Raw genomic sequence first — 25350 nt, forward strand, 5'->3', positions numbered from 1 at the left:
CCTGAAGACTGGCATGACCGCGTCGGACAGGAAAGCGTTCGCACCGGGCCGGGATTTTGCGCGTTCCGGCCCTTGGCTGGATGTGTTATAACGCATGTGGCTACATATGGTGAGGCTGTGACAAGTTTGAAAATTCGTATGATCGGTAATTCCCAAGGCGTTGTCCTGCCGCGGGCCCTGCTGGATCGATACAAGCTGGGGGCGGGTGATGTGCTCCATGTGACCGAAGCGCCGGACGGGTCCATGCGGCTGACCCCGTATGATCCCGCCTTTTCGGAACAGCTGGAAGCCGCAGAGGAAGGCATGGCGGCCTATCGCAATGCCTTGCGTGAACTGGCCAGGTGACCGCCCCGAAATGGTTGTCTCCAGCCGTTGTCAGGGCCGTTCACGACATGCAGATTGCCGAGCATGGCGGTGCGGCGGGTCTGAGAGATGCCGAGCGTCTGGACAGTTCGCTGGTTCGCCCATCCCAAGCCCATGATTATGGATTGGGGGATCTGCATGCGCTGGCCGCCAAATATGCGCATGGCATCGCGTCCGCGCATCTCTTTGTGGATGGCAACAAGCGCACGGCTTTTCTGGCCGCCTTCATTTTTCTGAATATCAATGGCCACCGGCTGGTGGCGTCGGAAGTCGAAGTTGTGCGTCATACCCTGGCGCTGGCCGCGGGCGAGTGTTCCGAAGCAGATTATGCTGACTGGCTGCGGTCGCGAACGCAGCCGGTCTCGGACAGATAAGTCCTAAGCCGCCATGTCCCGGCGCATGCGCCAGAAGCGCATCGCCCGGGCGGCGTCGTCGGCGGTGACCTTGTCGTAGAGCTGGCCGAGTTCGCGGGCGTCGCGGAAGGCGTCTTCGGAATTCTTGTGACGCAGCACGGCAAGGGTGACGAAGAGGGCCTTGTCGAAATTGGCGGATTTGCAGATCAGGGCCAGCGGGTCGATGCTGTCCTGCTCGAGGGCACGCTTGGCGGCGATGAAGTCGACGCCGGTCATCTCGGCGAAGGCAACATGGCATTTGACATGTTCGCCCTCGCGCAGGAGGCGGGCCAGCAGGGCGCCGTCGAGCTTCTTGCGCATGGCCATCGAGCGCACGAATTTCTGCGCGTCCTCGATCGCCTTGTCCTGTTGCATGCGCGCAGCGAGGCGGGCTTTGGAGACGGCCATGGCCTGGTCGATGATGGCCGGGTCGACACTGTCAAAGCGCTCCATGATCTGGTCACGCAGATGATTGCGGACGGTCAGCATCATGTCGGCAAGAATGTCGTTGGGCGTGTCCTGGCGCTTGACCAGTGGCCCTTGCAGGGCCTCCGAACTTTCGGCGCGCTCCGATACAGTCTCATAGGTCTCGCGCGACAGCTGGGCGCCATCATTGGAGATCAGGGTGGCGACAGTGTCGTCATCACCGCGGCGAACGATGGTGTCGGACAGGCGTTCGGACACGGCGTCACGCTTTGACATCGCCTTGAGGTGGTCCTGGCCGCCCTTTTCAGCGATCGACAGCAGGTCCTCTTCCGACAGGACCGAGGATTGCGACAGCATCGGTCCGGCGACCTCGATCGCGTCCTGGGCCAGCTTCAACACCAGGCCGCGCGGTGCCAGCGGTGTGCCGGCAAAGCGTTGCGACAATTCCTCGCGCGCATCGACGGCTGTCTGTTCGGCCAGGGCCGAGAGGACTTCGTCGAAGCGGCCGGACACGGCACTGTCACGCTCGGGTGTTTCCTCGAAGAAAAGATCGGTCACTTCGCGCAGCAAGGTCCGCCGACGGTCACTCGATTTCTCGCGTGCCAGATCGACGAGGGTGTTGAGCTTGCTGATGACCGCCATGATCGGACTCCAAACGGGGACTTGGGAACAGTGTGCGGGGGGCGGGTAAAAAAATCGTGCGGCGGTTGCTTCAAATTGTTCGCGTGTGGCGAAATGTGTGGTCAGCGAGGCCCGTCCAGTGTCGCGCGCAGGGCCGGGATTTCGCGCTCGCTGGGCGGCCGTTCGGCGGCGGCCTTGATCCGGTTCGCGATCGCCTGCGACAGGCCGGTGACGCGGCCCGGTGCCCGGTAGGGGGTCGGGGCCGCCGACAACAGGCTGCAGGCAGGCCCGGATCCGGTCAGTTCGGCCCGTGTCCAGACCCAGGACTGGCAGCTCCCGTCGGCGTCACAAATGGCCGCACAGGCGCGCGGGGTCAGGTTGTCGATGGCGAGGGTCTGATAGACCGAACCGCGTCGGGCATGGCCTTCCAGAATGTCATCGGCGAGCGCCGGTGTGGCGGCGAGACCGGTCAGGGCGAAGCCGGCCAGGACCAGCGCCGCGGTCAGGCTGCGCCCGGTCATGCCGCGCCTGGTCATGCCCGTGCCCGCAGCTGGCCCGGCGGACTGGTTGCAGCGGACGGCTTGCACAGGGTCATCGGTGTTTCGATGGCGGGTTTGACCGCGCCGGCATCCATGGGCGCGCCGACCAGATAGCCCTGGATGTGACGGGCGCCCAGCGTGCGCAGGATATGGACCTGGGCCTCGGTCTCGACGCCCTCGATGACACAGCCCAGATCCAGCGATTGCGACAGGGCCAGCATGGTCCGCACGATCTTGAAGGAAGAGCTGTTTTCGAGCATCTGGCTGACGAAAGAGCGATCGATCTTGAGTTTGGAGACGGGCAATTGCTGCAGGTATTGCAGGGACGAGTATCCGACTCCGAAATCGTCCAGGGCGATGGAATGTCCCGCGGCCGAGATGCGGTCGATGGCCATCCGGGCCTGGTTGAAATCGCTCATCATGGCGGTTTCGGTGATCTCGAACTCGATCCGGCTGGCGGGCAGTCCGCTGGCCTTTACGGTTTCCAGCACACTGTCCATCGCCTGGGGTGACATGAGGTCGTGGGCTGACAGGTTGAAGGACAGGGTTACGTCCTCCGGCCAGGTCGCCATTTCACGCAAGGCCTTGGTCAACAGGACCTGGGTCAGCGTGCGGATCAGGCCGGCCCGTTCGGCGGCCGGAATGAAGACATCCGGCGAGACGCTGCCCAGTTCGGGAGAGTCCCAGCGGGCGAGGGCTTCAAAGCCGGTGATCCTGCCTTTGACGAGGTCGAATTGCGGCTGGAACTTGACCCGGAACTCGGCCTCGTGGTCGGCCCGGCGCAGCGCCTTGTCCAACTGGCTGGAGGCGGACATTTCGGCTTCCAGGGCCGCATTGAACAGCACCGCCTTGCCCTGCAGGGCGCGCTTGGCAAAATAGAGGGCGTGGTCGGCCCGCTCCATCAATTCCTGCGAGCTGAGGCTCGGGTCATTGCAGATCAGCATGCCGACCGACCCCGACCCCTTGCAGGTGTATTCGCCCAGCTGGTACGGGCGGGACAGTTCGGATTCGATGCAATGGCCCAGGCGCAATGCGTTTTCACTATCGGCGCACGCGGCCGGGGCCAGCAGGGCAAATTCGTCTCCGCCCAGCCGGGCTGACATTGCGGCCTCACAGGAAACCCCGCGCAGGCGTTCAGCCACGGCCTTGAGCATGTCATCACCGGTGGCGTGGCCATAGGTGTCGTTGACGGGTTTGAAACCGTCAAGATCCACAAGCGCGAGGAAAAATGGCTCTCCATGGCTGCGCAGGCGGTCGAGATAGTGGTTGAGCTTGAGGAAGAAGCTGCGCCGGTTCGGCAGGCCGGTCAGCGCGTCGCATTCGGCAAGGTGCCGCGCTTCACGCTCCAGCTGCTCGGCGATTTCGCGATCCCGCACCGCGTTCAGGCGGGCCTTGACCGCGTTGAGCACCGCATTGCGGATGATCACGCCGATGGCCACCGCCGACATCACGCCGGCCAGGCCGACCGACAGGTAATTTCCGACCATGTGCGGCAGATTGGTATGGACCAGATAGGCCAAGGTCGCGCAGCAGATCACGACCGCAATGACGATTGAGCGACGGCGGGGTAGCAGGGTCGCAAAGATGGGCATCATCAAGACGGAATAGACAAGGTTTTCCTGCTCGAACGACAACAATTGCTGAAGGTTGGAGTTGAGGAAGAGAACGAAGCCAATGACGCCGCCGACCATTTCCAGATGTCGACTGCCAAGGTTCTGGCGCAAGGCCAGAAAAGCCAGGCCGACCGCCACCAGTCCGACGACATTCATCACCAGCATCGGGCCGTCATAAACCGGGTTGGGGAAGAGGAGGCGGGTTACGAGATCGTAGAGAATAAACAACAGGATCGCGATCGTCGCACCATGCAGGATGGGCTGATAGGCGATCACCACTTCGTCGACGAGTGGGGCATCACCCTTTGCCTGGCGGTCAGCGTCTGTCGTGTCGGGGCGGTGGGTCCGCATGGGGCTTCCTGGTGTTTGCCTCCGCGTTGTCTAGCGAGCGGGCCTTAAATCGTGGATAAGCAGTCCGGTAAAATTCGAACTATCGGCGATTTTCTTCAAATGCGATCTGCCACCAGATGATTGAATTACAACGGAGACAGGGCTAGGAGCAGGCCTGCGTGCCAACAGGTCGAGCGGCGCGTCTGCGGCTTTGGGGGATGATATGAAGGCTTTTGTGGAAAGCGCGGGGTTCCGCAATTTCATCATGACGCTGATCGTGCTCAACGCGATCACGCTGGGGCTCGAGACCTACCCGTATGAGGGGGCCTGGTTCACGACCTGGATGCCGCTCCTGGACCGCACCATCGTCATCATTTTCGTGGTCGAGATCGCGTTGCGCCTGATCGTTTACCGGCACCGCTTCTTCATGAATGGCTGGAACTGGTTCGACCTCGCGGTGATCATCATTTCGATCCTCCCGGCGGCGGGCGGATTCTCGGTCCTGCGGGCGCTGCGCATTGTCCGCGCCTTCCGCCTGTTCTCGGTCATGCCGGACCTGCGCAAGGTGGTCGAAGCCTTGCTGCGCGCCATTCCGGGCATGGGCGCGGTGATGGCCGTGCTGGGGCTGATGTTCTACGTCTCGGCCGTCATGGCGACGAAGTTTTTCTCGGAGACCAATCCGGAACGTTTCGGTTCGCTGGGGGAAAGCGCCTTTGCCCTGTTCCAGGTGATGACGCTGGAGGGCTGGGCCACCGATGTCGCCATCCCGGTCATGGAATTTCACCCCTGGGCCTGGATTTTCTTCCTCGTTTTCATCGTCCTGACCAGTTTCGCGGTGCTCAACCTGTTCATCGCCATCATCGTCGACAGCCTGCAGGCCAAGCATTTCGACGATGAGGAAGCGCGTGACCTGGAAGCCGATGCCGACCGCGATGTCCTGCACGCCGAAATCGCCGGCATGCGGGTCCAGCTCGCCGAGCTGACGGCCCTGGTTCAGCGCTCGGTGGGCGAGGATCCGTCGGCCAGTATCGCCGAGAAGGACGCCGACAGGTCGGAATAGAAGGCGGCCAGTCTTTCTTCCCGTTCCGAGCGTGTGCGCGGCGCCGGAGCCGATAGCGGTCGCGCCGGCAGGTCCTGATGGACCCGGGTCATGAAACGTTGCCAGATGATCGCTGGCAGGCCGCCGCCGGTGACATCATCCATCGGTGTGTCATCATCATTGCCGACCCAGACCCCGGCGGTGAAATCGGCCGTATAGCCAACGAACCAGGCATCGCGGAAGGACTGGCTGGTACCGGTCTTTCCAGCCGCGGCGCGGCCCGGCAGGGCGGCCCGACGACCTGTTCCGCTCAGCACCACATCCTGCAACATGGTCGACATCGAGCGGGCGGTTGCCGCGGTGGTGGCCCGCTGGGCCGGCGTGTCGACATGTTCGAACAGGATGTCGCCGCGTGAATTGGTGATCGAGGTGACGAAATAGGGCTCCCGCCGCGCCCCGTCATTGCCGAACACGGCATAGGCCGAGGTCAGTTCGAGCAGATTCACTTCCGCGGCGCCGAGCGCGATGGCGGGCAGTTCGGGCAAGGGCGAGCGGATGCCGAAACGGCGACCGACCTCGACCACGCGGGCAATGCCAACCTGGTCTGCGACCTGGGCCGCGACCGTGTTGATCGAGCGCTTCAGCGCTTCTTGCAGGGTCACCAGACCGCGAAACCCGCCGGAGAAATTCTGCGGCGTCCAGCCTTCCAGATCGATCGGCTCGTCCCATACGGCCGAGGACGGATCATAGCCCGCCTCCAGCGCTGCGGCGAAGACGAAGGGCTTGAAGGCCGAGCCGGGCTGGCGCTGGGCCTGGATGGCGCGGTTGAACTGGCTGGTGGCATAGTCGCGGCCTCCGGCGAAAGCCCGTATAGCCCCGTCCGGAGCCAGCAGCATGCCCGCCGCCTCGCCGGCATTCTGTGCCTCGCCTTCCTGCGCCAGTACATCCTCGATGATGTCATGCGCTGCCCGCGACAGGGTCGGGTCCAGCGTGGTGCGGATGACCAGGTCAGGCACGTCAGCGGCGACCAGATCGGCGGCCTGGGCGAGGGCATAGTCAAAGGCATGCCCCCACATCGCCGTGGCATTGGGGTCAGAGGTATCGGCGACCGGTGCGGCCGGTTCGGCGATGGCGGCGTCATGGGCTGCCTGGTCGATGAAACCGGCCTCCAGCATGGCGTCGAGCACGGTCGCGGCGCGGGCCTGGGCCGCGGCGAGATTGACGGTCGGGTCAAGCCGGCTGGGCGCCTTGGGCAAGGCCGCCAGCAAGGCGGCTTCGGCCAGGGTCAGCTCGGTCGCCGGCTTGTCGAAATAGCGCTGTGCCGCCGCTTCAACGCCAAAGGCGCGGGCGCCCAGATAGATGCGGTTGAGATAAAGCTCGAGAATTTCGGTCTTGGTCAGATGGTCTTCCAGCTGCCGCGCCAGGCGCATTTCCTGGATCTTGCGGCGCAGATGCCGATCCGGCGTCAGGATCAGGTTCTTGACCAGCTGCATGGTGATGGTCGAACCGCCCTGGACCGAGCGTCCGGCCTGGAAATTGACCCACAAGGCCCGGAACACGCCGCGCAGATCGACCCCGTCATGCTCGTAAAAGCGCTGGTCCTCGATCGCCAGAAAGGCTTGCGGCACATGCTCGGGCAGGGCGTCCAGCGCCACCGCGCGGGCATATAAGGGACCCCGCACCGCCAGCACATGACCGTCGCGGTCCTGCAGCGTCACCGAGGGTTCGCGCCGGGTCGCCCACAATTCGGAAGCCGAGGTCGGCGCGACAGGCAGGTCGTGAAACGCCCAGTGCCAGCCAGTCACGCCCAGCACCGTGCCCAGCAGGACAAGCGAGCCCAGCACGCCGCCCAGGATCAGGCGCGTACGACGTGTGCGTCGGTCGCGTTCCATCATGTGATCCGCGCGAAACGGCTCCTGATACATGCTATAGCCACCCCTCTCGGGCTCAGTCTAAGGCCTGTCAATCGAGGCCAAATTCAGGCGTTTTTCATGTCATTGCCTTTCTGGAAGATGAAATCTCTCGGCGAGATGAGCAAATCCGAATGGGAGTCGCTGTGCGACCATTGCGGCAAATGCTGTCTGATCAAGCTGGAGGACGAGGATACGGGCCTCAACCTCGACACCGATGTCGCCTGCAAGCTCTACGACTGCAACAAGGGCGGCTGCCGCCACTATGCCAACCGTCACACCCATGTGCCCGACTGCGTGGTCCTGACCCCGGAAAACGTCCCGACCCTCAAATGGATCCCGCAAACCTGCGCCTACCGCCTGATCGCCGAAGGCCGGGACCTTTATGACTGGCACCCGCTGAAAACCGGTGATCCGCAATCAACCCGCAAGGCCGGCATGTCCGTGGTCGGCCGGGTATGGTCGGAAACCCAGTTCGCCGACCCCGACAGCGTCGACTGGGAAGCGCGGATTACTGAGTGGCCGGGTGAGGATTGAGGTTGGGTCGGTCTGACTGATCCGGTTTTTCATTTTTCCCGGGCGAAGACCCGGGACCGACCGACCTCGTTTGCAGGCGATGAGTGTCCCGTTGGTCCCGGATAGCGCTGCCGCGCTTCCGGGAAAAATGTGTGAGCGGGTCACATCAGCCTGACAGCAACGCCCCGCCCGCATTTGTCATCCCCGCAGGATGTCCGGCGCAGGCCGGACGCATGGCGGGGACCCATGTGCCCGCCACCAGCTGGGTCCCGGGCTTGCGCCCGGCCTGCGCCGGTCGTCCACCCGGGATGACGGTGGAAGGGGTGCTCAAGCGGCGGGCGTACAGGTTTGGCAGCGTTTGGAAAAAGAGCCGTCCGGTCTGCCAAGCTTTCTCGCAGCGGCTGCCAAATCATCGGATTCAGACACGCATATTTTGCGATAACTGCGACTGGTAAAGGCGCCGGCCGGGTTCAACGTCCGCGAAATGTGGGGGCAATGAGCGGCGTGCAGGACGACGTAATTGGTGTCGTGAACGGCCCTGACATTGATCACATAGCCAGCCGGGTTTTCCGCGAGCCAAGCCAGGTAAGCTTCGTCGTCTTTGCTGAACAACTTCATTTACCGCTCCGAATTGCCATGGGTGTCTGGTTGGGTTGAACGCCCTTCAAGCCATTCTGACTCCTAAACCACTTGTCAGCCAGCCGGCCGAATCCGGTTCTTGAGGTCAAGGGCGGCGCAGCCGCCGCTTCGCGGTTTCACCCTTGAGCTCAAGAACCGGATACGGCTTTCTCTCGGCAAGGGATTTATGGTGCAGTGTGCGCGTGCGCTTTTATTCGACCAGACGAGAAAAAAAGCCCCGACCAACCGGCCGGGGCTTTGTTCTGCTGCTATGGACGCCGAACCTTACTCAGCCGCAGTCAGCTCGCGCACTTTCGGAGCGGCCGCACGCACATACGGCGCTACATGGTCCTCGAAGGTCTTGAAGTTGTCGTTGAACATGGCAACTAGCTTGGCGGCGCGGGCGTCATAGGCCGCCTTGTCGGCCCAGGTCGAGCGCGGATCGAGGATGCTGGCATCGACGCCATCCACCGCGATCGGCACCATGAAGCCGAAATTCGGGTCTTCGCGGAAGGCTGCGCTGTTGAGCGAGCCGTCCATGGCGGCGTTGAGCAGGGCGCGGGTGGCCTTGATCGGCATGCGGTTGCCGGTGCCGTAGGCGCCGCCGGTCCAGCCGGTATTGACCAGCCAGCAATCGACCTGATGCTCGGCGATCAGCTCGCGCAGCAGGGCGCCGTATTCGGCCGGGTGACGCGGCATGAAGGGGGCACCAAAACAGGTCGAGAAAGTCGCCGACGGCTCGGTGACACCCTTTTCGGTGCCGGCGACCTTGGCGGTGTAGCCGGACAGGAAGTGATACATCGCCTGGGCCGGGGTCAGCTTGGCGATCGGCGGCATGATGCCGAAAGCGTCGCAGGTCAGCATGATGACGTTCTTCGGATGGCCGCAACGACCGGATTCCGACGCGTTCGGGATGGCCGACAGCGGATAGGCGCCGCGGCTGTTTTCGGCCAGGCTGTCATCATCGAGATCAAGGACGCGGGTCTGTGGATCCATGACCACGTTTTCCAGCACCGTGCCCCACATCTTGGTGGTGGCGTGGATTTCCGGCTCGGCCTCGGCCGACAGGCGGATCATCTTGGCGTAGCAACCGCCCTCGAAATTGAACAATCCGTTGGGCGACCAGCCATGCTCGTCATCGCCGACCAGCGTGCGGCTGGCATCGGCGGAGAGGGTGGTCTTTCCGGTTCCGGACAGGCCGAAGAAGATCGTTGCGTCTTCGCCGTCCTTGTCCGAATTGACCGAACAATGCATCGGCATGACGCCCTTGGCGGGCAGCAGGTAGTTGAGGATGGTGAAGACCGATTTCTTGGTCTCGCCGGCATAGGAGGTGCCGCCGATCAACACCATGCGGCGCGCAAAATCGACACCGATCACGGTCTCGGAGCGGCAGCCATGGCGGGCCGGGTCGGCCTTGAAGCTGGGCAGGTTGATGATGGTGAACTCGGCGGCAAAGTCCGCATACTCGTCAGCAGCCGGAACGCGCAGGAGATGGCGGATGAAGAGCGAGTGCCAGGCCAGCTCGTTGACGACCCGCACCGGCAGGCGGTGATCGAGGTCTGCGCCACCGAACAATTGCTGGACGAAGAGTTCCTTGCCGGACATGTGGGCCTGGAAGTCGGTCCAAAGCGCGTCGAAATGCTCCGGCGAGATGGCGGCATTATTGTCCCACCACACCTGGTCTTCGGTTTCGCTGTCGCGGACCGTGAACTTGTCCTTGGCCGAGCGGCCCGTATGGGCGCCGGTCTTGACGACGAGGGCGCCACCTTCGGCGACTTCGGCTTCGCCGCGCTGAACCGCTTCCTGGTAGAGCCGCGGCTCGTTCCAGTTGAGATTGACCGTGCCGGCCTGGATACCCAGGGCCTCGAGGCCGCCATCAAGACGTTCTGACTTGGACATGTTTTTCCTTACCCCCAGTGCACCCGCAACGCTTGTGGCGCGTCGTCAGGCTGGACACCTGTCTGCCCGGCGATAGCCTCGTTTCGGGGCAGGGCCGGACCTTTTACGTTGGCGGACGCAAGTGGCTTGCCAGTCCCGCCAAACACTCATGGTATGGGGCCGGTACCAGATCGACCGGGTCCGGAAAAGCCAAAAAGGCACGGTCCGGAAACGCAATAGAGGTGGGTGAAGTTCATGTTATCGCGAACATTTTTTGCGGCAATCGCAAATTTTGCTTTTCTTTGCAGCAACATCGCCGAGGCTCAGCCCGACACTGTCGTGCAAGTGCAGGAAACGCGTTTTCTTGAGCTGGCGCTGGACTGCGTTGACCGGGAATATCCGAACAAGATCTCGCACGTGCTGCAGGACGACTCGGACGCCCGCACCCCACGCGACATGCATCCGGCTTTCTACGGGTGCTATGACTGGCACTCGGCCGTTCACGGGCACTGGTTGATCGTGCGGCTGCTTCGCGGTGGTCTGGACAGCGAGGCCGAGCGGGCTGCGACGGCGGCTTTGGATGCACATCTGACACCGCAGGCCATGGCGGGTGAAATCGCCTACTTCCAGCGCGAGGGGACGGCGTCATTCGAACGACCCTATGGTCTGGCCTGGTTGCTTCAGCTGGGTACCGAATTGCGGGAGTGGGATGATCCGCGTGCCCGGAGATGGGCCGACGCGCTGGCGCCTCTGGAAGCGGTGGTCGCTGATCGCTATCGCAGCTGGCTGCCCAATCTCGCCTATCCGATCCGCATCGGTACACACAACCAGTCGGCATTCGGTTTCGCCCTGGCCCTCGACTGGGCGCGGACAGTGGGAGATGAGGCGCTGGCGGCGCAGCTGGTCGAGACGAGCCTGCGCTTTCACCGCGATGATCAGGCCTGTCCCATTAGCTATGAACCTTCGGGCGAGGATTTTCTTTCGCCCTGCCTGATGGAGGCCGACCTGATGCGGCGCGTGCTGGACTCGGTGGCGTTTTCGGACTGGCTGACGGTATTCCTGCCGGGGATTCCGACCGATGGCTCGGACGACTGGCTGGAGCCGGGCGTCGTGCTCGATCCCAGCGATGGCAAGCTGGTCCATCTCGACGGCGTGAACCTGTCGCGCGCCTGGAATCTCGAAGCCATTGCCCACGCCTTGCCGCAGGACGATCCGCGCCGTGCCAGCCTGCTGGCGGCTTCAGCGCGCCATGCCGAGAGCGGCATCGCATCAGTGTCGGGCGACGACTATGCGGGGGGGCACTGGCTGGCCAGCTTCGCGACCTATCTCACCACCCAGCGCGCGCACGAAGCGCCGGCAGGGCGATAGGTCCGGATTCGGGTCAGCCGGATGCCGGGTCAATCGGGCAGGGGAATATGCTCGTCTTCGCCGGGGGGCAGCGTGAACCGACCGCTTGCCGGAAAGCCGGTCAGGGCGGCGTCCGACCAGTCCTTTCGGGCGCGCTCGATTGTTGCTCGGTCGGCGGCGACAAAATTCCAGTTGATATGACGCGGTCCCAGGCTGTCCCCGCCACACAGCATGACCCGGCTGTCCTTGCTGGCTGCGAGCCGCGGCGCGGATCCCGGCGTCAGCACCGCCATCTCGCCGGCAGCGACCGGCTCGCCATCCAGCGCGACTTCACCCTCCACTACATAGACCGCCCGCTCGGCATGATCGATATCGAGATCGGCGCCGCTGCCGGCCGGCAACACGCCATGCAGGTAGAAGATCGGGGAGAACACTTTCACCGGCGCTGTCTGCCCCCAGGCCGTGCCGAGAATGAGGTTGAACCGGACGCCGTCGCGTTCGATCACGGGCAGGGTTTCGGCCTTGTGGTGGTGGAAGGCGGGAGCGATGTCCTCCTTGTCCGTCGGTAGCGCAACCCAGGTCTGGATGCCGAACATGCGATGCCCTGCGGCGCGTTCCGGAGCCGGGGTCCGCTCGGAGTGGACCACCCCCCGACCGGCGGTCATCCAGTTCACATCACCAGGCCGGATCACCAGGTCTTCGCCCAGGCTGTCGCGATGGCCGAGTGCGCCGTCGAACAGGTAGGTGACCGTGGCCAGTCCTATATGCGGGTGTGGCCGGACATCGATTCCCTGTCCGGGCGCGAATTCCGCCGGCCCCATCTGGTCGAAGAAGATGAAAGGCCCGACCATGCGCTGGCGGGGGTAGGGCAGAACACGGCGAACCTCGAAGCCGCCGAGGTCCTTGGGTTTGCCAGCGAATTTTTGTGCGATTGATTCACTCATCGACCACCTCCGACTGAAATTGCATCGCGAGCTCACAGCAGCGTGGCTTGCGCCGTACGCTGCGGGCTCCATAGTGTGGCTCGAATGTGTCGGGAGGACTTCATGAAATCAATTATCGCGCTTGGAATGACAGTCTTTCTGTCTGCGGAAACACTGGCCCAGGACGGTTTCGTCCTGCCGGCAGAGGATGCCGAGACGGCGCAGGCCCTCGTTGAGACCGCGCTGGACAGCGATCTGGCCTGGGACATTGTCGAGTCGCTGACCACAAGTGTCGGTCCGCGTCTGGCCGGCTCGGAAGCCGAGGCCCGTGGCCGCGACTGGGGAGAAGCGCTGGGACGCGAATTGGGCTTTGACCGGGTCAGCGTCGAAGAGTTCACCATGCCCTATTGGGAGCGTGGCGAGATGGAAATCGTCATGACAGCTCCCTATGAGCAGGCCCTGTATGGCTCGGCTCTTGGTGGTTCCGGCCGCTCGCCGCGTCTGGGCGCTGTCAACGCCGAGATCGTCTATTTCCGCAATATCGACGCCCTGACCGCGATCGAGGATGGTGCGCTGGATGGCAGGATCGCCTTTGTTGATGGCGACGCCATGGTGCCGAGCCAGACCGGTGCCGGCTACGGTCCGAGCAATCAACGCCGCCGGATCGGCTGGCAGCACGCCGAACGCGGAGGCGCCGAGGCCCTGGTGGTGCGCTCGGTTGGCTCGGACAGCCATCGCATGCCCCATACCGGCATGATGAGTTCGATGGACGGCGAGTGGGCCGACATTCCAGTCATCGCGGTCTCCAATCCGGATGCCGATCATCTGCGTCGACTGCACAATGCCGGCGAAGCAATCGAGATGCGCATCCGCTCGACCGCCGGCTGGCGTGGTGAAGTGACCAGCGGCAATGTGGTGCTCGACCTGATCGGTCGCGAGAACCCTGACGAGATCGTCCTGATCGGCGGTCATCTCGACAGTTGGGACGAAGGCACGGGTGCGGTCGATGACGGCGCCGGTGTCGCCATCACGACAGCTGCAGCTGCGTTGATCGCGCAATTGCCCGAGCGTCCGCGCCGGACCATCCGTGTGGTCATGTTCGGAGCCGAGGAAGTCGGTCTGCTGGGCGCTCGCGCCTATGCCGAACAACACGCCGACGAGATCGGCAATCATGTTCTGGCGACCGAATCCGACTTTGGCGCACGCACGGTCTGGCAGCTGGTTTCGAACGTGTCCGAGGAGGGTACGCCGGCCATCGACGCGGTCGGTGACATCATCGGACCGCTCGGTATCGTCCGGGGCGGCTCGAATGTGCCTGGCGGTGGGCCGGACATCATTCCGCTGGCCATGCAGGGTGTGCCGACGGTGCGGTTGAGCCAGAATGGCAGCGATTATTTCGACCTTCATCACACGCCGGATGACACGCTCGACAAGATCGATCCGGACGAGTTGGCCCAGAATGTCGCCGCCTATGTGGCGCTGGTCTATCTGGCCGCCGAACTGGATGTGGACTTCCGTTCGGCGACCGAAGACGAGTAGTCGGAACGACGGCGGGCCCTCAAGCCTGCAAGCTGAATTGGGACGGGCGGGCCATGTCGATGGCCCGCCTGTTTTCTTTTCTGCCGCAGTTTTGCCCTGATTGATCCAGATTTCATCCCAAATGGTCGCGGTTTGACCGCATTGACGAAATACCTCTTAACCATTCGGTCGCTGGGGGGCGTCGGATTTGAGGGAAACAATCAGCCCGACCAAGGATCCGGAAGCGGATCGGTCAACGGGGGATCCGATGCGTACGAACACCGACCGGAACAAGCGGAAACCGTGGTTTTCCTATATCCTGATCATCATCGCGCTTGGCAGCGTGATCACCCTGTTCAATTCCGGCGCGCTCAATGCCGGTCGGGGCAGTTTCGGCCTGTTCGTCACTGACGTGTTCGACACCGTCATCACCGGTCGCGCCGATGCCGAGCCTGAACAGCCCGCAACCGTGACGCTGTCCGATATCGGCGAAAGCGACGGCCTGTTCATCGCCGGCTATCCGTCTTACGCGACCTTCAACCTGCCGGTGGTGCGCGACACCCCGGTCGACCAGGTGCGCCTGGTTTTGCAGGGCACGCAGGATCTGTCGGAAACGGCGATCGCAGCCATGCGGGTCGTGGTCAATGGCGAACGGGTCCTGGAACGGGTGCTGGTGCCGGGCTCACGCGAATTCCGCTGGGTGATTGCCCTGCCGGAAAGCGCCATGCACGGCCAGGAACTGAGTGTCGGCATTCAGCTGCACGGCGATCTGCCGGACGCGCTCTGCCATAATGACCGCTCCATTGGTGCCGTCGTCACCCTGGACTCCCGCTCGGGCATCGAAATGGATTTGCGCAGCGCGGTTTCATCCTTGCGCGACGTGGTCAATCTGCTGCCGGCCGAAGTGACAATCGCCGTGCCGTCCACGGGCAACGCGGACTTCATCCCGCTGGCACTGCGCCTGGGTGCGCGCATGACCCAACGCGGCTATGCGGTGAAATTCATGGATCTCGAAGCGCTGGAGCGCTACCGCCTGGCGTCGCGCGGCCTGATCCTGCTGGGATCTGCCGACCAGCTGGCGGCCAGCGGTTTCGACCGTCTGTCGGCCGATGCCGGACATGGTGGCGCGGCTACGCTGTGGCGCCAGGGCGATTTCGTCCATCTGGGTCTGACCGAGGCCGACCGGATGGATGTCGCTGACTTCATCACCTCGGACATGCTGCCGCTGGCCCGGACGGCCTTTGTGTCGCCGACCGAATTCGTTGAATCACATGACGACACGCTGATGACCCGCTTTGGTGATATCGGCGTCGATACCTCGATCCAGCGGATCGCGGAATCGCGCAGCTGGGATGTCGGTTACGGCCTGGCCAGCCTGCCGGACGGCCGTGTGCCGGACCGGCTGCGCCTGGCGGTTCGCCTGCCCGAGGGACCGGGTGACTTCACCAATCTGATCCATACCGAGCTGAATGGTGTGCTGATCGACAGCCGCCACATGGAGACGGGCCGTCTCAACACTTTCACGCTGAACCTGCCGCATGAGGTGCAGAACCTGCGCAATGACCTGCGGGTCTCTGTCCAGCGGCACCGGGAGGCGGGGGGCTGCACCATCACGGCGCGTCGCTACCCGGTCCAGCTGCTGCCGGACTCAGGTTTCCTGTACGATGAGGGTACGGCGCCGCTGGCTGGCCTGGCCGGTCTGCCGCACCTGTTCCGGGACCGGGTCGCCTTGCGCTTCCCGGCCGGTCTGGGCGGTGCTGATCGCCTGGCCGCGCTGGAGCTGGGCTCGGAAGTGGTCGCCAGTTTCGTACCTCTGGCGGCACAGATCGATTTTGATTATGTCGACCCGGCCGCGGGGCCGGCTGCGGAAGCTGTCGAACCCTTCATCACCATCAATCACGCGCCGTCCAATGTCGGCCTGCCGATTGTGGTGGAGGGCGACCGGATCGAAATGAGCCGGACGAGCCGCGTCGATACGGCCGACATTCGTTCGGTCTCCAATGTTGTCATCCTGCAGGCCGTCGCTGCGGTCCTGCCGCGCCCCGGACCGGGCCATCCCGACCGGGTTGTGATGGTGCCGGGCCTGGTCGCCCACGCGCTGGGCACGCCGCCCACGCTGATGCGTTCTCAGATCGGCCAGGAGCATGTTGCGGTGGTCCATGACGAAGGCGCAGTCCTGACCCTCGACTGACCGGCCCGGGTGGATGCGGGGCGTGCCCGCGCCCACCCGCTGGCCCGAATGACCGCTTTTGCGGCTACTCGGCGATGATCGGCGGTTTCTCGACCAGTCCGACCCGCTCCTCCGCCGGCACGGCCAGCGGTTTGGGTGGCTCGAAGCGTCGATCCTTCGATGAGCGCGGATAGACCAGCGTCAGCGTTGCGCCCAGCGTGTAGTAGGAGCGCAGCAGCCGGAAGGCCATGTAGGCCGGCATGTAGAGGATCAGGTCAGGGCGACGCCAGAAGGCGACCACCGCGCAGGCCATGATGAAGGGCATGCCGAACATCACCGCCAGCACCGTGGTCAGATGCGGGTGGTCGTAAATCCCACCGAACATGAAGAAAAGTACGACGCCATAGATCGCCAGCGGTGCCATCATGGCCCGTCGGGCGCCATTCATCAGCGTGAAGGGCAGCACCACCGCCCCGGTGATCAGATTGCCCTGGAACAGCATTTCCCGGTTGTGCGCGGTGACGTGATAGAGGCTGCGGAACCAGCGGGTCCTCTGTTCGCGCAGGAATTCCATGCTGTCGGGCACTTCGGTGCGGAATTTGACCCGCGGATCGGAAATGGCGCGATAGCCCAGATTGGTCATGCGCAGGACAATGTCCGTGTCCTCGCCATTCATTTCCTCGACAATGCCGCCGGCCTCCATCAGCACGTCACGCCGATAGATGCAGAACATGCCCGGAATGCCAAGAATGCCGTTGAACGCGCCCAGCGCGACCTGGAAATAGCCGTGGCGGTTGAGCACTTCGATGGTGCGGAACTTGTCGAGCAGGCCGGTGCGCTTGAGCGGCAGCGGCAGTCCGCCGACCGTGCCGACGGTCTCGTTGGCAAAATGGCGCATGGCCAGCCGCAGTGATTGCGGGTCGATCTGGGTGTCGGCATCGATGCGGACGACATAGTCTTCGGTGATCAGCTCAAGACCGTGATTGAGCGCCTTGGCCTTGCCGGGAATGATGCTCTCGATCACCTCGCCGCGGGCACAACGGCATTTGGCGATCGCCTGACGGGCCACATCGGCGGTGTCGTCGCTGGAGCAGTTTTCCATCAGCAGGATGCGCACCGGCCCGTCATAATGGGCGGCGGCCTCGTCGATCGCGTCAATCGTCTGGGCGATGAGATGCGACTCGTTGTGGGCGGGGATCAGGACCGCAACCGGCGGCGAGAAGGAGCGGCGGCGTGACAGCGTGTTGCGCATCCAGCCGAGCGAGGCCAGCTGCACGGTGAAGAATTGCTGGGCGAGGAAAACACCTGGCCCCATGCCGCCCAAAAGCGCCAGATTGCGCAATTGCTCCACTTCGCCGCCATAGAGGGTCAGGGCGACGACTGCGCCGATCGCCGATGTCAGCGCAGCAACGCTGATCAGCCAGTATTCATGATAGCGCCCGCGGCGGCGCACCGGTGATCCGCACGGACCCGGCAGTCGCGCCTGGTTGAGCACGGTGTGTGGAAAAATGGCCAGACCGGACAGGCCGACCAGGATCTGCTGGACATGGACCGGCCAGACTGCGTCGGCCTGCTGCCAGGACAGCATGGCGGCGCCGTCAACAATAGCCGCCACAGCCGCCAGCTTGATAAGAAAGCTGAAGCCGAGCCGGAGCCGGGCCAGTACCGGGCCGTGCGCATAGGCGGCATAGCTGATGTAAAAGATCACCAGGAAGATGCGGATCGGCAGGACGGCGTTGAAGCGGTCGGCGGTGAAGAAGATCAGATCGGTCGGTACGCTGCCGGGCCAGCGGGCATTGGCCCATGCGGCGGCCGACAGGGCGAGGATGGTCAGGGCCAGGAAAGTGATCAGGAAACCGTCCGTCACAGACCGGTCGCGCTTGACGCTGATGCCTTTCGGCGCGCTGTCGACGGAGCGGAAGAAATCAGCGGGCCGGGCGGATTTCCCTGGTCCGGACCTGTCCTGACGATCCTTGCCTGCCATGGTTACTCCTGCATGATCCGGACCTGTCGGGAGACTGAACGTCCCCGTCCAATTTCGGCCCCGATGCGACACTAAGGCTTGAAATTATCAAGATTAAGGCGCCAAGGCGATGGTGAAAGCCGGACCGCGGCGATAAGCTTCACGCAACGACATGAAAATCGGGGGGTTCCGACATGACATTCCGCCTCAATACCCTGCTGGGCAGTGCCATCGGCCTGGCCTTCTTGCCCGCCCTGGCCGAGGCTCAGGACTCGCGGTTCGAGTTCCGGTCGGACAATGCCGTTGAACGATCCGATCCGTTCATCGATCAGGATGTGCTGGAACCGCAGGGTGCTTCAGACTTGGAAACCGGCTTCGACAGCAATAACTGGTTGCGCATCGTCAATCCGGTCGGGGAGGGGCGTGTCTGGCGGTTCGAACAGCAGGCGCGTCTGCGCCGCTATGAAGATCGCGATGACCTCAATTCCTTCCTGCTGACGCCGCGGGTGCAATACTGGGCGCCGGTCGGCGAGAATTGGCAGATGCGGATCGCCGCAGAGGGCTCGGTCCTCAATCGCGATGGTGACCGCCACTACACGCGCCTGCAGGCCGAGGGGCAGTTGCGCTATCGCGGTCAGGCTGATCGCGAGACGGTGTTGCGATTGCGGGCCAACCAGTATGATTTCGGCGATCAGGTCGTGGCCGGTCTGGACCAGTCGCAATGGCGTCTGGGCGTCGAGCAATATGGGTATGGCGACGAGCGCCGCTCGGGCTGGTATCTGGCCGGTTTCCTGACCGACTCCAGTGCCGATGCTGACCGTTTCAGCTTTACTGAAGCGCAGGTACGGGCCCGGACCTGGCGCTCGCTGGGCGAGAAGACCCGCGGTGAACTGCGTTTTGAAGCATCACAGCGCGCCTATGATGGACCGTTTTCGGTCGCCCAGGCGTTCGAGCGTGAGGACACGCGCTGGCGGGCGACGGGCCGGGTCGAGCACACGATCAGCGATCAAGTGACCCTGTTCGGTGAGGCCGGCTATGTCGACAATGACTCCAATATCGACCTGCGCAGCTATTCCGGCGCCGTGTTCCAGGTCGGCTTCCGGATCCAGAATCGCTGACCTCGCAGGCGGGCGTGCTGGCTGTCAGCTGCCGACGATGCCGTAGGCGCCACCGCGCTCGATCGCGGCCTTGTAAGCCGGGCGGGACTGCATGCGCGCGACATAGGCTTTCAGATTGGGGTAGCGCTCGTCGAGCCCGCCCCGGGCAGCGGCGGCCTCCAGCGGGAAGGTCAGCTGGATGTCGGCGCCGCTGAAGGCGTCACCGGCAATCCATTCCCGTCCCTCAAGGTGCGACTCGATAAAGCCGAACAGTGAGGCCAGTTCCGGATCGACAAAGCTGGACCGGAGCCGGGCCGCCACCTGGCGGATGACCGGCTTGACGAAGAAGGGCGCCTTGGATTTGGGCATCTGGTCGCTGATCAGCTTGAGCAGCAGGGGCGTCATCAAGGAGCCCTCGGCGAAGTGCATCCAGTAGACATAGTCGCGATAGGCGGGTGTCCCGGCTTCCGGCTTGAGGGCGGGGGCATAGGTGTCGACCAGGTACTCCACGATCGCGCCGGATTCGGCGATGACAGTCTCCCCGTCCGAGATGACCGGCGACTTGCCGAGAGGGTGGATGTCACGCAGAGCCTGCGGTGCGCGCATGGTGGTCGCGTCGCGCATGTATTTCTTGATCTCGTAATCCAGGCCGGCTTCCTCAAGCAGCCAGAGAATACGCTGCGAGCGGGAATTGTTGAGATGGTGGACGGTGATCATGGATTTCTACCCGGCTGACTGACTTTAGGTCAGGAGATAGGCGTCCCGGAGCAAAAGGCAAAGCGCCTTGGCTGCGCGCTCAATCGAGCAAGGCGTCAATCGTGTCCGACGGCGGGGCTGTCCACCCGGCAGTTGGTGTCTCAAGCTGGAAGCCGAGATGCCCGAGAACGAGTTCCAGGCTTTCCACCAGTCCTGCGTCGCCATCGGCCAAGTCCACCAGGGTGTAGCGCGACAGGGCAATCACATCACCGACATGGGCATGGCCATGATCGGCCAGCCGGAAGGCGAGCTCGTTGAGATGCGGCTGGCGGGCGCAAAGCGAAATCACGTCACGGTTCAGCACGCTGTCCCGGGGCGGTGGCGCGCTCGAACGCGGGCTCGGCGAAACGAGTTCCTCGTCCATCTGTCTGGCGGTGAGCGCCATTTCAAACCCCATCAGTTGCGTCGCGGTTAGTAATCACCACAACATATTGTGGGGTGGGTCGCGCCACGGGCAAATGCATATTCTATGCATCCACGGGGTTTGCCTGTGGATAACCGGGCTTGAAAGCAAAGGTTTGGAAAATCAGATGTCGGCCCAGTGGGCGTTGACGCCCAGGCGATGGAAGACATCGTTCCAATAATCACGCAGCGGCCCGCGCTGTTCCGCTTCCCAGCTGTCGCGGGGGATCAGTCGGATTTCCAGGCTGACGCCACGCAGTGTGTCGCCATAGGTGTCGCGAATGGCAGTGGCGACGGTTTCTGCCGGCGGGATGCGGGCGTCGAGCGCACCGCGGCGGCGGCCGTAGACCGAGAAGATCTCGGAGTTCTGCAACATGTCCGAGACCAGCACGATGCGCCGACCCGGAACGGTATTGTCGAAGCTGGGATCCTGGGCGAGGCGGGCCAGGGCCTCGATGATCGGGCTGGATGGTGCGTCCTTGGGCAGGACAAGGTCTGCCAGTGCCCGGTCCAGTGGATCGGCGAACAGCGCCTCGTAGCGCGCCTGGATGCGATCGGGATTGCGGTAGAGCGGATTGACCTGTTCACCGGCGCCGGGATTGCACAGCGAGAAGCTGTTGGTATTGCGCAGCTGTCCGCTCTCATTCAACTCGTACAATGAAAACCGCTCGCCAACCGCCAGGCCATCGCGTTCTGACAGGATCAGGCTTTCAATTCCGCCAGCCTGCTCCGGGGAGTAGAGGTCGGTCTTGTCGATCACCACCACCCGGTGCGGCGGCAGGGCGTCGGCCAGACACAGCGTCTGGCTGTCATACTCGTCCGGTGAGAGTTTGAATGCGGCATAGCTGATGCCGCCGATGACGGCTGCTACGACAGCAAGATTGAACAGCCCTATGGCGTCGCGTCCGGACATTCCCCACCCCCTGGGTAGCTACCCGTGAATCGGCCGCTCGCGGTGACCCACGGGTAGAGCTTAGCTGCGCTCGCGCGGCCCGGCCAAGTCCTGACAGATATCGTCGAGCAGATTTTTGGCCTCGACGAGCTCTTCCAGTTCGGGCTGTGACAGTTTGCGGGCGTCCTTCCAGCCGGCCTCGAGAGCCTTTTCCAGGTCCCGCGAAGCCGCTTCAAGGCGACGGGAAACCCCGCCATAGCCCGGAATGGCGTCGTCAAAGGTGCGACCCTTGAAAGCCGCGATGGCGGCAAAGGTGGTGCCCAGGATGAACAGCAGCAGGGCTTCCAGCGTCTGCAGGCCGAACGGGTTGGCGCGCGCCTCGACGACCGGTGCCAGCACCGTGCCGGTCATTTCGGATCCGCCAAGCGCCAGCGTGGCGGCGTTCAGTTCCAGCAGGTCGCGATAATGGGCGGCAGTCAGGTTGAGCATCACCAGGATCGTCGCGCCGATGATGACGCCCACGGCGGCCAGGCCGGAAATGATCGGCCGGTTGCGGTTGGACATGTGTCGCAGACCGATGAACCCGATCAGGAAGAAGCCGGCGATGACATTGGTGAAGGAGACGGTGATCGCCTGCAGCCAGCCGCCCAGCAGTCCGAGGTCGGAACCGGTGGAGAAGAAGTAGGCATTGGCCAGGCCTTCAAAGAGCACCAGCGTTGCCAGGATGGAGAAATGCAGGATGTGCGAGGTCGGATAGACCGCAGCCCGGCCGATCGGCTTGACCGCCGGCTTGTCCGTGCCTTCGGTATCCTCGACTGCACCGCCCCAGGTGCGGCGGAATTTCAGGAGGTCGGCCCGGCGGGCACGGGCAATGGCGCGGGCACGTCCCAGCTGGATCAGCGCGGCAGGCGCGCGGGTCTCGCGGAACTCGGCAAGATCGGGACGTAACTCCAGATCGGCTTCGGTTGTGTTCTGATCTAAGGGCATGGCCTCCCCCTCATTCGACCAAGCCGGATTGGCTCTGACATCATGGTTAATTTGCAATTGTGAAGCGAAATGGCTCGGATTGAGGCAATTTTGAGGGGAAACAGGCCGCAATCTGGGACAAGCTATTGAAATGCGGTGCTCTGCGCCGCACGTTCTGGATCGGAACCGGGGAGGTGATCATGGCTGGACGCAGAACGTCACGACGGGATTTGCTGAAAGGCGGCGCCTTGGCTGTTGTTTCGGCCGGGGCAACAGGGGCCGCCGTAGCGCGGCAGGACAGCGCCGCTGGTGCCACGGCGGGTGAAGCTGTCACACCGCAGTCACTGCAATGCGCCGAAGCGCTGTTTGATGTGCGCTACACCGATGCCGAGCGCGAAATGGTCGTCGCCGAGATCGATGGCTGGATTGACCGGATGAGCCGGCAGCGGGCCCACGCCAAACCCAACACGCTTTCGCCGGCCACCGTTTTCGACCCGCGTCTGCGCTCCCGTCGCTATCGCGACCAGGCGGACCAGGTCACCCTATCCGGTACGGATGCCGGTGCGTTGCCAACAAACCCCGCCGACATTGCCTTTGCTCCGGTCTGGAAACAGGGCCAGTGGATCCGGCACGGCGTGCTGACCTCGCGCCGCCTGACCGACATCTATCTCGACCGGATCGCGTCTCACGGCAACGCGCTGGAATGTTTCGTCACGGTGACGCCGGACATCGCCCGGGCCCAGGCGGATGCCGCCGACCGGGAACTCGCCGCCGGTCAGGATCGTGGCCCGCTGCACGGTATTCCCTATGGCATGAAGGACATTGTCGATGTGGCCGGCGTGCGCGCGACCTGGGGGGCGACGCCCTATCAGGACCGTGTCGCCGAGACCGATGCCACCGTGACCACCAAACTGCGCGAAGCCGGGGCTGTCCTGCTCGGCAAGACCACCAATGGCGCGCTGGCCTATGGCGATCGCTGGTTCGGCGGCATCACCCGTAATCCGTGGAACACCGAAGAGGGCTCGTCCGGTTCGAGTGCCGGCTCGGCTTCGGCGACGGCGGCCGGCCTTGTTGCATTCGGGATCGGTACCGAAACGCTGGGGTCGATCGTGTCGCCCTCCAATCGCTGTGGCACCACCGGTTTGCGTCCGACCTTCGGCCGCGTCTCGCGGCACGGGGCGATGGCGCTTTGCTGGTCGCTCGACAAGATCGGGCCGATCTGTCGCTCGGTCGAGGATACCGGTCTGGTCCTCGCGGCACTGAACGGGTTTGATGCCGCTGACGCCGGCTCACTGGATGTCGGGCTGGAGATTGATGCGACCCGGCCGGTTCGCGGCATGCGGGTCGGCTACAGCCCGGCCTGGTTCGAGGCTGGCAGCGATGCCGACCGGGCGGCGCTTCAGGCGGCCAGCGATGCCGGAGTTGAACTGGTCGAGGTCGAACTGCCCGATCTGCCCTATGACGGCCTGTTCGCGGTCGTCGAGGCGGAATCCGCCGCCGCCTTTGAACACCTGACCCTGTCCGGCGAGGATGACAGCCTGGTCTGGCAGGACCCGGCCGCCTGGCCGAACACCTGGCGTCGGGCGCGCTTCATTTCCGCCGTCGACCTGATCAATGTCGACCGCTTCCGCCGCGAGGTGATGGAGATGATGGACGGTGTGATGGAAGGGCTGGATGCCATGATCGGCCCGAATTTCGCCAACGCCCTGCTCGTCATCACCAATTATACCGGCCACCCGCAGCTGGCGATCAAGTCCGGCTATAACCAGCTTGCCACCCGTACCATTTTCGGCGATCCGGCGAGTGATGGTGGCGCCACGCACCGGGTTCCGCAGACCACCAGCCTGTGGGCGCCCCTTTTCGAAGAAGGCACGCTGATCGCGCTGGGGCGCGAGATCGAACGCCGGCTCAATGTCGCGGATGATCATCCGCCCGCTTTCCACCAGGAGTGACCATGAAATTCTACGACTTCAAGGCGGCACCCAGTCCGCGTCGGGCCCGTATCCTGATGGCCGAAAAGGGCATCGATATCGAGATCGAGCAGGTTGATCTGAGCTCGCGCGCCCAGTTCGAGCCGGAGTTCAAGGCGATCAATCCGCGCTGCACCGTGCCGGCCCTGCAGCTCGATGACGGCACCGTGCTGTGCGACAATTCCTCGATCGCCCGCTATTTCGAGGAAATCTTTCCCGATCCGCCGATGCTGGGCCGCACGCCGCTTGAAAAGGCGCTGGTTGCCGAGTGGACGGCCCGGGTCGAGGGCGAGGGGCTGATGGGTGTCGCCGAAGCGCTGCGTAACCGCTCGGAATTTTTCAAGGACTCCTCGGTCACCGGCCCCAATCGCTACGCCCAGGTGCCCGAACTGGTCGAGCGCGGGCGGGCGCGGGCGACGGCCTGCCTCAAGGATCTTGATGCCCGGCTGGGTGAGGCGGCCTATCTGGCTGGCGAAGCCTTCAGCGCAGCTGATATCGCCGCCTTCGTCTTTGTTGATTTCACCGCCTGGATTAAACTGCCCATGCCGGAAGGCCTGGACAATCTGGCCCGCTGGCGTGAGGCGGTAGCCGCTCGCCCCAGCATTGATGCCTGACAACTGAAGCTGGTTGGGGCCGGCCCGGGTCAGCTCTGCCGGGGCGGGAACACCGTCTGGCCCTTCAGGCGAAGTTCGAACAGGTCCGGCCGCGAATAGTGACCGGCCGGGTCACAGGCAGCTTTCGCCTTGCGGACCTCGTCCAGATGGGCGTCGGCATAAAGGATGGTCTCGCCATTGGCCGGTCCGGCAATGATTTCGCCGCGTGGATCGATGATCACGCTCTGCCCGGTGTGTTCAAAGGCGTTCAGTGACTTGAACCGATCGGGCACGTGTGCGTCGAGGCGCAGGCCTGCTGCGGCGATGACATAGGCACCAGCCTGGCTGGCAAAGGCCCGGGACAACAGGACCTGCCGCGCCCAGACCGGATCATTTGGCGCCGCCTCCGGCTCGTGACCCGGCCAGGCGGCGACCTGGACCTGTGGACCCTGTGCGATCAGTGGAAAGCCGGGCAGGGCGATATTGGGCTCCCAGCAATGGAGCCCGG

General features: G+C 63.7%; 22 protein-coding genes. 10 read left to right on the forward strand and 12 right to left on the reverse strand.

Features of this window, described 5'->3' with window-relative positions:
* Positions 1-138: 138 nt before the first annotated feature.
* Together ACN0X9_RS03030 and ACN0X9_RS03035 are read left to right on the forward strand one after the other, a co-directional pair.
* Positions 139-345, forward strand: a complete 207-nt coding sequence (locus ACN0X9_RS03030) for an AbrB/MazE/SpoVT family DNA-binding domain-containing protein (RefSeq protein WP_417486157.1) — start codon at positions 139-141, stop codon at positions 343-345.
* Positions 342-737, forward strand: a complete 396-nt coding sequence (locus ACN0X9_RS03035; RefSeq protein ID WP_417486158.1) for a type II toxin-antitoxin system death-on-curing family toxin — start codon at positions 342-344, stop codon at positions 735-737. Before ACN0X9_RS03030 ends, ACN0X9_RS03035 begins: the two co-directional genes overlap by 4 nt.
* Before the next feature lie 3 nt (positions 738-740).
* On the opposite strand, the gene ACN0X9_RS03040 is transcribed toward ACN0X9_RS03035, so the two are convergent.
* The 3 genes from ACN0X9_RS03040 to ACN0X9_RS03050 all read right to left on the reverse strand — a co-directional run bounded on the left by ACN0X9_RS03040 (position 741) and on the right by ACN0X9_RS03050 (position 4305).
* Positions 741-1823: a DUF2336 domain-containing protein gene (locus ACN0X9_RS03040; RefSeq protein ID WP_417486159.1), complete on the reverse strand. Its 1083-nt coding sequence runs from the start codon at positions 1821-1823 to the stop codon at positions 741-743.
* A 101-nt stretch (positions 1824-1924) separates the two neighbouring features.
* Positions 1925-2338, reverse strand: a complete 414-nt coding sequence (locus ACN0X9_RS03045) for a PAN domain-containing protein (RefSeq protein WP_417486160.1) — start codon at positions 2336-2338, stop codon at positions 1925-1927.
* Positions 2335-4305 carry a putative bifunctional diguanylate cyclase/phosphodiesterase gene (locus ACN0X9_RS03050; RefSeq protein WP_417486161.1) on the reverse strand — a complete coding sequence of 657 codons (1971 nt, stop codon included), beginning with the start codon at positions 4303-4305 and terminating at the stop codon, positions 2335-2337. Before ACN0X9_RS03050 ends, ACN0X9_RS03045 begins: the two co-directional genes overlap by 4 nt.
* A 202-nt stretch (positions 4306-4507) precedes the next feature.
* Between ACN0X9_RS03050 and ACN0X9_RS03055 the strand changes: the two genes are divergently transcribed.
* Complete coding sequence (locus tag ACN0X9_RS03055) at positions 4508-5344, forward strand: ion transporter (RefSeq protein ID WP_417486162.1); 837 nt, start codon at positions 4508-4510, stop codon at positions 5342-5344.
* Here the strand turns inward: ACN0X9_RS03055 and ACN0X9_RS03060 are convergent.
* Positions 5278-7218 carry a transglycosylase domain-containing protein gene (locus ACN0X9_RS03060; RefSeq protein ID WP_417486163.1) on the reverse strand — a complete coding sequence of 647 codons (1941 nt, stop codon included), beginning with the start codon at positions 7216-7218 and terminating at the stop codon, positions 5278-5280. The genes ACN0X9_RS03055 and ACN0X9_RS03060 overlap by 67 nt on opposite strands.
* 96 nt (positions 7219-7314) lie before the next feature.
* Here ACN0X9_RS03060 and ACN0X9_RS03065 point away from each other — a divergent pair, with 96 nt between their 5' ends.
* Complete coding sequence (locus ACN0X9_RS03065; protein WP_417486164.1) at positions 7315-7770, forward strand: YcgN family cysteine cluster protein; 456 nt, start codon at positions 7315-7317, stop codon at positions 7768-7770.
* 882 nt (positions 7771-8652) lie between these two features.
* On the opposite strand, the gene ACN0X9_RS03070 is transcribed toward ACN0X9_RS03065, so the two are convergent.
* Positions 8653-10266, reverse strand: coding sequence for a phosphoenolpyruvate carboxykinase (locus ACN0X9_RS03070; RefSeq protein ID WP_417486165.1), 1614 nt, complete (start codon positions 10264-10266; stop codon positions 8653-8655).
* A gap of 234 nt (positions 10267-10500) precedes the next feature.
* Here ACN0X9_RS03070 and ACN0X9_RS03075 point away from each other — a divergent pair, with 234 nt between their 5' ends.
* Positions 10501-11613: a DUF2891 domain-containing protein gene (locus ACN0X9_RS03075; protein ID WP_417486166.1), complete on the forward strand. Its 1113-nt coding sequence runs from the start codon at positions 10501-10503 to the stop codon at positions 11611-11613.
* Positions 11614-11642: 29 nt separating this feature from the next.
* Here the strand turns inward: ACN0X9_RS03075 and ACN0X9_RS03080 are convergent, their stop codons facing one another.
* On the reverse strand, positions 11643-12536 hold the full coding sequence (locus ACN0X9_RS03080) for a pirin family protein (RefSeq protein ID WP_417486167.1): 894 nt from the start codon (positions 12534-12536) through the stop codon (positions 11643-11645).
* A 102-nt stretch (positions 12537-12638) separates the two neighbouring features.
* On the opposite strand from ACN0X9_RS03080, the gene ACN0X9_RS03085 reads away from it, so the two are divergent.
* Complete coding sequence (locus ACN0X9_RS03085; protein ID WP_417486168.1) at positions 12639-14054, forward strand: M20/M25/M40 family metallo-hydrolase; 1416 nt, start codon at positions 12639-12641, stop codon at positions 14052-14054.
* Positions 14055-14301: 247 nt separating this feature from the next.
* A complete protein-coding gene (locus tag ACN0X9_RS03090) occupies positions 14302-16224 on the forward strand; it encodes a hypothetical protein (protein WP_417486169.1) in 1923 nt (640 codons plus the stop codon).
* 64 nt (positions 16225-16288) lie between these two features.
* Here the strand turns inward: ACN0X9_RS03090 and ACN0X9_RS03095 are convergent, their stop codons facing one another.
* Complete coding sequence (locus ACN0X9_RS03095; protein ID WP_417486170.1) at positions 16289-18187, reverse strand: glycosyltransferase; 1899 nt, start codon at positions 18185-18187, stop codon at positions 16289-16291.
* 173 nt (positions 18188-18360) lie between these two features.
* Between ACN0X9_RS03095 and ACN0X9_RS03100 the strand changes: the two genes are divergently transcribed.
* A complete protein-coding gene (locus tag ACN0X9_RS03100) occupies positions 18361-19284 on the forward strand; it encodes a hypothetical protein (protein ID WP_417486171.1) in 924 nt (307 codons plus the stop codon).
* 24 nt (positions 19285-19308) lie between these two features.
* Here ACN0X9_RS03100 and ACN0X9_RS03105 read toward each other — a convergent pair whose 3' ends face one another.
* The 4 genes from ACN0X9_RS03105 to ACN0X9_RS03120 all read right to left on the reverse strand — a co-directional run bounded on the left by ACN0X9_RS03105 (position 19309) and on the right by ACN0X9_RS03120 (position 22300).
* Entirely contained in the window at positions 19309-19980 is a 672-nt protein-coding gene (locus tag ACN0X9_RS03105; RefSeq protein ID WP_417486172.1) for a glutathione S-transferase family protein, read from the reverse strand.
* A 79-nt stretch (positions 19981-20059) separates the two neighbouring features.
* On the reverse strand, positions 20060-20404 hold the full coding sequence (locus ACN0X9_RS03110; protein WP_417486173.1) for a hypothetical protein: 345 nt from the start codon (positions 20402-20404) through the stop codon (positions 20060-20062).
* Positions 20405-20545: 141 nt separating this feature from the next.
* Entirely contained in the window at positions 20546-21334 is a 789-nt protein-coding gene (locus ACN0X9_RS03115) for a hypothetical protein (protein ID WP_417486174.1), read from the reverse strand.
* Between the two features lie 60 nt (positions 21335-21394).
* Positions 21395-22300, reverse strand: a complete 906-nt coding sequence (locus ACN0X9_RS03120; RefSeq protein ID WP_417486175.1) for a hypothetical protein — start codon at positions 22298-22300, stop codon at positions 21395-21397.
* A 179-nt stretch (positions 22301-22479) separates the two neighbouring features.
* Here ACN0X9_RS03120 and ACN0X9_RS03125 point away from each other — a divergent pair, with 179 nt between their 5' ends.
* Together ACN0X9_RS03125 and ACN0X9_RS03130 are read left to right on the forward strand one after the other, a co-directional pair.
* Positions 22480-24231, forward strand: a complete 1752-nt coding sequence (locus ACN0X9_RS03125) for an amidase (RefSeq protein ID WP_417486176.1) — start codon at positions 22480-22482, stop codon at positions 24229-24231.
* A 2-nt stretch (positions 24232-24233) separates the two neighbouring features.
* The gene (locus tag ACN0X9_RS03130; RefSeq protein ID WP_417486177.1) at positions 24234-24863 is read left to right on the forward strand and encodes a glutathione S-transferase family protein; all 630 of its coding nucleotides are present in this window, start codon (positions 24234-24236) and stop codon (positions 24861-24863) included.
* 29 nt (positions 24864-24892) lie between these two features.
* Here the strand turns inward: ACN0X9_RS03130 and ACN0X9_RS03135 are convergent.
* A partial coding sequence (locus tag ACN0X9_RS03135; RefSeq protein ID WP_417486178.1) for a nitrilase-related carbon-nitrogen hydrolase occupies positions 24893-25350 on the reverse strand: 458 nt, incomplete at its 5' end.

The sequence above is a fragment of the Maricaulis sp. genome (assembly GCF_048268525.1).
Lineage (GTDB): Bacteria > Pseudomonadota > Alphaproteobacteria > Caulobacterales > Maricaulaceae > Maricaulis.